6 protein-coding genes are annotated in these 9044 nt (G+C 73.3%); 5 read left to right on the forward strand and 1 reads right to left on the reverse strand.

Annotated elements, in window-relative coordinates; genetic code table 11:
• Positions 1-66: 66 nt before the first annotated feature.
• Genes B351_RS0104065 through B351_RS0104085 form a run of 5 tightly spaced genes read left to right on the forward strand, consistent with a single transcriptional unit; the run spans position 67 to position 6878 of the window.
• Positions 67-2352, forward strand: a complete 2286-nt coding sequence (locus tag B351_RS0104065; protein WP_019397777.1) for a patatin-like phospholipase family protein — start codon at positions 67-69, stop codon at positions 2350-2352.
• Between the two features lie 60 nt (positions 2353-2412).
• A complete protein-coding gene (locus tag B351_RS0104070; RefSeq protein ID WP_019397778.1) occupies positions 2413-3666 on the forward strand; it encodes an FAD-binding oxidoreductase in 1254 nt (417 codons plus the stop codon).
• A 10-nt stretch (positions 3667-3676) separates the two neighbouring features.
• Positions 3677-5062: a glutathione-disulfide reductase gene (gene gorA / locus B351_RS0104075; RefSeq protein ID WP_019397779.1), complete on the forward strand. Its 1386-nt coding sequence runs from the start codon at positions 3677-3679 to the stop codon at positions 5060-5062.
• Positions 5063-5091: 29 nt separating this feature from the next.
• Positions 5092-5871 carry an N-formylglutamate deformylase gene (gene hutG, locus B351_RS0104080; protein WP_019397780.1) on the forward strand — a complete coding sequence of 260 codons (780 nt, stop codon included), beginning with the start codon at positions 5092-5094 and terminating at the stop codon, positions 5869-5871.
• A complete protein-coding gene (locus B351_RS0104085) occupies positions 5868-6878 on the forward strand; it encodes a DMT family transporter (protein WP_019397781.1) in 1011 nt (336 codons plus the stop codon). Before hutG ends, B351_RS0104085 begins: the two co-directional genes overlap by 4 nt.
• A gap of 101 nt (positions 6879-6979) precedes the next feature.
• Here B351_RS0104085 and fusA read toward each other — a convergent pair.
• The coding region (gene fusA, locus B351_RS0104090; RefSeq protein ID WP_019397782.1) for an elongation factor G at positions 6980-9044 on the reverse strand (2065 nt) is incomplete at its 5' end.

Raw genomic sequence — 9044 nt, forward strand, 5'->3', positions numbered from 1 at the left:
GCGGCGGCATTGCTTCCGCGCGCACGCGCCTGCCGCTAACCTCGCGCCACTCACCAGGAGCGGGTCATGGACAAGGTCGCGGCCGCGGGCCGGCGCAAGGGCAGGATCGTCCAACGCGGCGCGGCCGCACGCTGGCTGCTGGCCGCATGCATGGCACTGGCGGCCACCGCCGCCGCCGGCACGCCCGACCCCGCGGCGCCGGTCGCCGCGCCCGGCACCTCCTGCCCGCAGCGCGATGGCGACACCTCGCGCCCGCGCGTGGGCCTGGCCCTGGGCGGCGGCGGCGCGCGCGGCGTGGCCCACCTGGGCGTGCTGCGCAAGCTGGAGGAACTGGGCGTGCCGGTGGACTGCATCGCCGGCACCAGCATGGGCTCGCTGGTCGGCGGCCTGTACGCGGCCGGGGTGCCGCTGGAGGAGATGGAACAGCTGGTCCTTGAAGCGGACTGGAAGCAGCTGTTCGACGACTCCATCCCGCGCCGCGAGCGCAGCTACCGGCGCAAGCAGGACGACCGCGAAGGCCTGGCCACCCTGGGCCTGGGCGTGGGCGCGCGCGGGGTGCGGCTGGCGCCGGGGGTGCTGCAGGGCGAGCGCATCCTCTCCCTGTTCCAGCGCAAGACCCTGCACGTGGCCGCGGTGCGCGACTTCAACCGGCTGCCGATCCCGTTCCGCGCGGTGGCCACCGACCTCAACACCGGGCAGCCGGTGGAACTGGGCGCCGGCAGCCTGGCCCAGGCCATGCGCGCCTCGATGTCGCTGCCGGGCATCTTCCAGCCGGTGCGGATCGATGGCCGTGTACTGATCGACGGCGGCATCGCCGAGCAGGTGCCGATCGACACCGTGCGGCGCATGGGTGCCGACGTGGTGGTGGCGGTGGACGTGGGCACCCCGCTGATGGAGCTGGACAGCGATGCCAGCGTGCTGCAGGTGGTCTCCCAGCTGACCGGCATGCTGACCGTGGGCAATACCTGCGACTCGACCTCGCGCCTGCGCGAGGGCGACGTGCTGGTGGTGCCCGGGCTGGGCGAGGACGTGGCCACCGGCGACTTCGCCAAGGCCGCCGAGGCCCTGCGCATCGGCCGCGAGGCCGCCGAGGCGGCGGCCGCGCAGCTGGCCGCGCTGCCGCGCTGGCAGGCCGCGCCGCCGGCAGTGCCGGAGGCCGAGGCACCGGCGCGGATCGACTACGTGCGCCTGGAGAACGGCAGCCGCTACGACGACCAGGTGCTGGCGGCGATCCTCGACATCCCCACCGGCCAGGCGCTGGACGCCGACCACCTCGAGCGCGCGACCCTGCGCGCCTACAACGAGGGCACCTTCGCCAGCGTCACCTACGAGGTCGAGCGCAATGCCGACGGCCTCACCGGGGTGGTGGTGCGCGCGCGGGAGAAGCCGCAGGGCCCGAACTACCTGCAGGCCGGCTTCCGCACCGTCACCGACTTCAGCGGCACCAACGAGACCAGCCTGCGCCTGGCCGTGCTGCGCTCGCCGGCCACCGCCTACGGCGCCGAGGCGCGCGCCCTGGTGGGGGTGGGCAGCGACCCGGAACTGCAGGGCGAGTACTACCACCCGTTCGACCCGCAGGCGCGCTGGTACCTGTACGGCCGCGCCGGCGCGCGCCGGACCACGGTGCCGGTGTTCGAGCGCGGCAACCGCCTGGCCAGCTACGAGGCCAAGGTCGCCAGCGCCCTGCTGAGCCTGGGCCGCACCTTCGGCCGCTACGGCGCCGCCGAGGTGGGCGTGGAGCGCAGCGTCGGCGAGGCGCAGGTGGAAGTGGGCGACCCGGCGCTGCCGGACGTGGACGTGGATGCCGGCAGCTGGTACGCGCAGCTGGCGGTGGACCGCCTGGACAGCCTCTACTTCCCGCGCGAGGGCCACTGGTCGCGCCTGACCTACCGCCGCAGCGCCGGCTGGCTGGGCGGCGACGCCCGCTTCCAGGAGGCCGGGCTGGACGTGCTGGCGGCGATGCCGTTCGGCCGCCACGCGGTGCAGGGTTCGCTGGCGTACCACGCCACCCTGTCCGGCGAACTGCCGCTGCACCTGCGCCACCGCCTGGGCGGACGCGGGCGCCTGGCCGGCTTCCACTACAACGAGCTGGCCGGCGAACACTATGCGGTGCTGATGGCCGGCTACAGCTACCAGCTGGCCTCGTTCTTCCGCCGCTCGGCGGTGGCCGGGGCCACGCTGGAGTACGGCAACGCCTGGGAACGCCGCGGCGACATGCGCCTGGGCGACGGCATCTGGAACGGCAGCCTGTACCTGGGCTTCGACTCGGCGATGGGGCCGATGCTGTTCGGCTACGGCCGCCGCGAGGGCGGCGAGGCGGTGCTGTTCCTGGAGATCGGCAAGCCGTTCTAGCGGCGGTTGCGGCGGCAACGACGCGCCGCAGGCGCGGCGCGCCGGCGTAGACTTGCGCGGGTGAACAACCCCGACGACGTCCTCATCCTCGGTGGCGGAGCCATCGGCCTGGCCACCGCGCTGTCGCTGCTGGAGGCCGGTCGCGGGGTGCGGGTCCTGGAGGCGGGCCGCGTCGGCGGCGCCACTTCGCACGGCAACTGCGGCACCGTCACCCCCAGCCATGCGCCGCCGCTGGCCGCGCCCGGCGTGCCCTGGCGCGCGCTGCGCTGGATGCTCAGCCCCGATGCCCCGCTGTACCTCAAGCCGCGCCTGGACCCGGAGCTGTGGCGCTGGCTGCTGCACTTCGCCCGCCGCTGCAACCAGCGCGACTGGATGCAAAGCGCGCGTGGCCGCGCCGCGATCCTGCGCGACTCGCGCGCGCGCCTGGCGCAGTGGATCGAGCGCTACGGCCTGGATTGCCAGTTCACCGCCTCCGGCCTGGACTACGTGTTCCGCGACCGGCGCAACTTCGAGGCCTACGTGGCCGAATGCGGGCCGCTGGCGGATATGGGCATCGCCACCGAAGTGGTCGACGGGCCGGACTACCTGCGCCAGGAGCCATCGCTGCGCGAAGGCGTGGTCGGCGCGATCCGGTTCCCCGACGACGCCCACCTGCGCCCGGACCGCTACACCGCCGGCCTGGCGCGCGCGATCCGCGAGCGCGGCGGGCTGATCGAGGAGCAGGCGCCGGTGCGCGCGCTGCTGCCCGATGCCAGCGGCGCCAGCGTCGAGCTGGAGGACGGCAGCCGCCGCCGCGGCCGCGAGGTGGTGGTGGCGATGGCGGCCTGGACCCCGCGGCTGCTGCGCCCGCTGGGCGTGCGCCTGCCGATCCAGCCCGGCAAGGGCTACTCGATCACCTACGGCCCGCAGGCCGGCGCGCCACGGCGCCCGCTGGTGCTCAAGGACCGCCAGGTGTTCGTCACCCCCTGGGCGGACGGCTTCCGCCTGGGCAGCACGATGGAGTTCTCCGGCCAGGACACCAGCCTCAATCCGGTGCGCCTGGGCGCGCTGGAACGCGCCGCGCGCGAATACCTGCGCCAGCCGCCGCCGGCCGGGGCAGCGCTGGAGAAGTGGTACGGCTGGCGGCCGATGACGTACGACGACCTGCCGGCGCTGGGCCGCGCTCCCGGCCATCCTCACGTCTGGATCGCGGCCGGGCACGGCATGCTGGGCATCAGCATGAGCGCGGCCAGCGGCCAGCTGGTGGCCGACCTGGTCACCGGCCGCACGCCCGCGATCGATCCCGCGCCCTACCGGGTCGAACGCTTCCAGTAGAGGAGGAGCCATGAGCCAGACCGCCGTCCACCGCCCGCAGGCCGGGTTCGACCTGGTGGTGATCGGTGGAGGCTCCGGCGGGCTGGCCGGCGCGTTCGCCGCCGCCGCGCACGGGGCGCGGGTGGCGCTACTGGAGCCGGGCGAACTGGGCGGCACCTGCGTCAATGCCGGCTGCGTGCCGAAGAAGGCGATGTGGCTGGCGGCCGGGCTGGCCGAGCGCATGGCCCTGGCCGCCGACCTCGGCTTCGACCTGCCGCAGTCGCCGCCGGCGCTGGACTGGCCGGCCTTCATCGCCCACCGCCAGCGCTACATCGCCGGCATCCACGCCAGCTACCGCCGCCGCCTGGACGCGGCCGGCATCGCGTTGATGCCCTGCCGCGGCCGCCTGCGCGACGCACACACCGTGGACACCGACACCGGCGTGCGCCTGCGTGCCGGGCGCGTGCTGCTGGCCACCGGCGCGCATCCGCTGCGCCCGGACATCCCCGGCGCGGAACTGGCCGGGGTGTCGGACGATTTCTTCGAGCTGTCGCAGCCACCCGCGCACGTGGCCCTGGTCGGCGGCGGCTACATCGCGGTGGAACTGGCCGGGGTGCTGCAGGCACTGGGCAGCCGGGTCGAGGTGTTCGCGCGCGGCCCGCGCCTGCTGTCGGGCATGGACGCGGAAGTGGTGGCCACGCTGCAGGCCAACATGCAGGCGCGCGGCGTGCGCCTGCACCTGGAGGCGCCGGTCAGCGCGCTGCACGCGACCGGGGGCGGGGTGCGCGTGGTGCACAAGGGCCAGGAACAGGGCGTGGTGGCGGAGGTGTTCGACCGCGTGCTGTTCGCCACCGGGCGCCGGCCCAATACCGCCGGCCTCGGCCTGGAGGAAGCCGGGGTGGAGCTGGGCGGGCACGGCGAGGTGGTGGTCGACCAATGGCAGGACACCTCGCTGGAGGGCGTGCACGCCGTGGGCGACGTCACCGGCAGGCTGGCCCTGACCCCGGTGGCGATCGCCGCCGCGCGCCGGCTGATGGCGCGGCTGTTCGGCGGCCAGGCCGACGCGAAGCTGGACTATGCCGACGTGCCCACCGTGGTGTTCTCGCATCCGCCGCTGGCCACCGTGGGCCTGACCGAGGAACAGGCGCGCGAGCGCTACGGCGATGCGGTGCGGGTGCATGCCAGCAACTTCCGGCCGATGCTGACCGCGCTGGCCGACTCGCCGCAGCGCAGCCTGTTCAAGCTCGTGTGCGTGGGCGAAGAGGAGCGGGTGGTGGGCATCCACCTGCTGGGCGAGGCGGTGGACGAGATCCTGCAGGGCTTCGCGGTGGCGCTGAAGCTGGGCGTCACCCGCGCCCGGCTGCACCAGGTGGTGGCGATCCACCCGACCTCGGCCGAGGAGCTGGTGCTGCTCTGACGGTGCGCGCACGCGCCTACAATCGGCGCATGGACGACATCTTCCACCTGCACCAGGGCGACGCGCCGCTGCTGATCAGCCTGCCGCACGACGGCAGCGAACTTCCCGCCGACATCGCCGCGCGCCTGACCGACAGCGCCCGCCGCGTGCCGGATACCGACTGGCACGTCTCGCGCCTGTACGCCTTTGCCCGCGAGCTGGGCGCCTCGATCATCCGCCCGCGCTACTCGCGCTACGTGATCGACCTCAACCGCCCGCCGGACGACGCCTCGCTGTATCCCGGCCAGAACACCACCGGCCTGTGTCCGGCGGTCCAGTTCAGCGGCGAACCGGTGTACCAGCCCGGCGCCGAGCCGGACCAGGCCGAGATCGCCCGCCGGCTGGAGGCGTACTGGCGCCCGTACCACGACAACCTCGACGCCGAGCTGCAGCGCATCCGCGGCCAGCATGGCCGGGTGGTGCTGTGGGAAGGGCATTCGATCCGCGGCCGCCTGCCGTACCTGTTCGAAGGCGCGCTGCCGGACCTCAACCTGGGCACCGCCGGAGGCCACAGCTGTTCCCCGGCCCTGCGCCAGCGCCTGGAAGAAGTGCTGGCCGCACATCCGCAGTACAGCCACGTGGTCGACGGCCGCTTCAAGGGCGGCTACATCACCCGCCACTACGCCGCTCCGGAGACCGGCGTGCAGGCGGTGCAGCTGGAACTGGCCCAGCGCACCTACATGGACGAGGACAGCTTCGCCTACGACCCTGTGCGCGCCGAGGCGCTGCAACAGGTGCTGCGCGCGCTGCTGCAGGCGGTGCTGGCATGAGCGGACGCGGCCAGGCCCTGGCCGCTGCGGCCGGCGAGGGCGCGGAGGAACCGGCGCCAGCCCGGCCTGCGGCCGCCACCGCGGGCGGGGACGACGCACGCAAGGCCCGCGCGCGGCAGCGCTGGGGCCTGCTGTATGCCGCGCTGGGCGCCGTCCTGTTCTCGGGCAAGGCGATCATCGTCAAGCTCGGCTACCGCCATGGCGCCGACGCGGTCACCCTGCTGGCGCTGCGCATGCTGGTGGCGTTCCCGTTCTTCCTGCTGATGGGCGCATGGGCGACCCGGAGCGCACGGACCACGCTGCACCGCGGCCACTACCTGAGGATCCTGGTGCTGGGGTCGCTGGGCTATTACCTGGCCAGCTTCCTGGACTTCGCCGGACTGGCCTACATCACCGCCACCCTGGAGCGGCTGATCCTGTACCTCACCCCGACCCTGGTCCTGCTGATCGGCTGGCTGGCGTTCGGCCGCCGCCCGGGGCGGCTGCAGTGGATCGCGCTGGCGGTTAGCTACGCCGGCGTGGGCCTGGCCTTCGGCCACGACCTGATGGCCGGCGGCGAGGGCATCGTGCTGGGTGGCGTGCTGGTGTTCGGTAGCGCGCTGACCTATGCGCTGTACCTGGCCGGCAGCGGCGAACTGGTGGGCAAGGTCGGCGCGGTGCGGCTGACCGCGCTGTGCAGCTCGGTGGCCTGCCTGCTGTGCATCGGCCAGTTCCTGCTGCTGCGGCCACTGTCGGCGCTGGACCTGCCGGCCGAGGTGTACTGGCTGTCGCTGGCCAACGGCACGCTGTGCACGGTGGCGCCGGTGCTGCTGGTGATGCTGGGGATCTCCCGGGTCGGCTCCGGCCATGCCTCGCAGATCGGCATGCTCGGCCCGGTCTCGACCATCGTGCTGAGCCTGCTGCTGCTGGACGAGCCGATGGGCGCCTGGCAGGTGGCCGGCACGGTGCTGGTGCTGGGAGGCGTGCTGCTGGTCTCCCGCGCTCCGGTGGCACGCCGCACGGCCTGATCTTCCCCACGCCGGCCTGCAAAGGCTTTGCGTAGCCCGGGCAAGCGAAGCGCATCCCGGTTCCCCCCTTCCTTGTCCGGGCTACGCGAGCGTGCGTGCCCTCAATCCTCCTCCGGCTTCGGCTTCCACCCCTCCACCAGCTTCTGCTGCACGTTGGGCGGCACCGGCTCGTAGTGGCTGAAGTCCAGCGCATAGCGGCCCTTGCCGGCGGTCAGCGACTTCAGCTCGGCGGCAAACCCCTCCAGCTCGGCCTGCGGCACCTGGGCGCGGACGATGCTCTCCGCGCGCAGGCCGTCGCCGCTGTCGGTGCCGACGATGCGCGCGCGGCGGGTGGCCAGCGCGCCGGTGACGTCGCCCACCTGCGCCTCGGGCACCGACACCTCCAGCGCCACCACCGGCTCCAGGACCAGCGGCCTGGCCTTGGCCACCGCATCGAGGAAGGCTTTGCGCCCGGCGGTGACGAAGGCGATCTCCTTGCTGTCCACCGGATGGTGGCGGCCGTCGTACACCACCACGCGCACGTCCTGCACCGGATGGCCGCTGATCGCGCCGCCCTGCAACGCCATGCGCACGCCTTTCTCCACCGCCGGGATGAATTGCCCCGGGATCACGCCGCCCTTGACCTCGTCCACGAACTGGAAGCCGGCGCCGCGCTCCAGCGGCTCCACCCGCAGGAAGACCTCCGCGAACTGCCCGGCGCCGCCGGTCTGCTTCTTGTGCCGGCAATGCCCTTCGGCCGCGATCGAGATGGTCTCGCGATAGGCGATGCGCGGGGGGCGCGTGACCACCTCCAGGCCGAAGCGCTCCTTCAGCCGCTCCAGCATCACCCGCAGGTGCAGCTCCGACAGGCCGCGGATCACCGTCTCGTTGACCTCGACGTTGTGCTCGACCACGAAGGCCGGGTCTTCCTCGGCCAGCTTGCGCAGCGCCTGCGACAGCTTCTGCTCCTGGCCGCGGCTGGTGGCCTGCACCGCCAGCCCGAACATCGGCTTGGGGAAGGACACCGGCGCCAGGTGCACGCCGTCCTCGTCGTGGCTGTCGTGCAGCACCGCGTCGAAATGCACTTCCTCGATCTTGCCCACCGCGGCGATGTCGCCGGCGATGGCCTGCTCGATCTCCACGTGCTCGCGCCCGCGCAGCGCGAACAGGTGGCCCACGCGGAGCGGCTTGCGCCCGTCGTCCACGAACAGCTGGGTGTCGCGCCTGACCGTGCCCTGGTAGACGCGGAACACGCCCAGCTTGCCCACGAAAGGGTCGTTGACCACCTTGAAGACGTCGGCGATCACGTGGCCGTCGGCGTCCGGGTGCACCGGCACCGGGCGCTGGGCGCCGCCATCGCCGGCCACCAGCGGCGGCGGGTTGGCCTCGGTGGGATCGGGGAACAGCCGCGCCACCAGCTGCAGCAGCTCGCGCACGCCCACGCCGCTGCGCGCGGAGACGAAGCACACCGGGACCAGGTGCCCCTCGCGCAGCGCCTTTTCGAAGGCGTCGTGCAGCTCGCCCGGCGCGAGCCCGGCCTCGCCGTTCTCCAGGTAGCGGTCCATCGCCTCCGGATCGACCTCCACCACCTGGTCGAGGATGCGCTGGTGCCACTCGGATACCGGCCCCAGGTCGGAGTCGCCGGCGCCGGCGTCGAAGCAGTCGACCACGCGCCGGCCCCAGTCCGCCGGCAGGTTCAGCGGCAGCACTTCCGGGCCGAAGGTCTCGCGCAGCTGCATCAGCACCCGGCTGCAGTCGGCGTGCTCGTGGTCGATCTTGTTGACCACGATCGCCCGGCACAGGCCGCGCTCGCGCGCGCGCTCCATCAGCCGCAGGGTGCCGTGCTCCACGCCGGTGTCCGCGTCGACCACCACCAGCGCGGTCTCCACCGCCGAGAGCGCCGACAGCGCCGGACCACGGAAGTCCGGATAGCCGGGCGTGTCGATGAAGTTGAGGTGGGCACGGCCGTCGCCGTTGGCCAGGTCGATGCTGGCGATGGCGATGTCCAGCGAGTGGCCGCGCTGCTTTTCCAGTGGATCGGAGTCGGACACGGTGTTGCCGCGTTCGACGCTGCCTGCCGTAGCGAGGACGCCGCCGGCATGCAGCAGGGCTTCGAAAAGGGTTGTTTTGCCGGCGCCGGGGTGGCCTGCGAGGGCCACGTTGCGGATGTCGGGGGTGGTGTAGGGC

This window comes from Pseudoxanthomonas sp. GW2, from assembly GCF_000283075.1.
Classification (GTDB): Bacteria; Pseudomonadota; Gammaproteobacteria; order Xanthomonadales; family Xanthomonadaceae; genus Pseudoxanthomonas.

Coding starts and splice junctions, on each gene's coding strand:
- B351_RS0104065 (WP_019397777.1), top strand. CDS start 67: ATGGACAAGGTCGCGGCCGCGGGCCGGCGCAAGGGCAGGATCGTCCAA.
- gorA (WP_019397779.1), top strand. CDS start 3,677: ATGAGCCAGACCGCCGTCCACCGCCCGCAGGCCGGGTTCGACCTGGTG.
- hutG (WP_019397780.1), top strand. CDS start 5,092: ATGGACGACATCTTCCACCTGCACCAGGGCGACGCGCCGCTGCTGATC.
- B351_RS0104085 (WP_019397781.1), top strand. CDS start 5,868: ATGAGCGGACGCGGCCAGGCCCTGGCCGCTGCGGCCGGCGAGGGCGCG.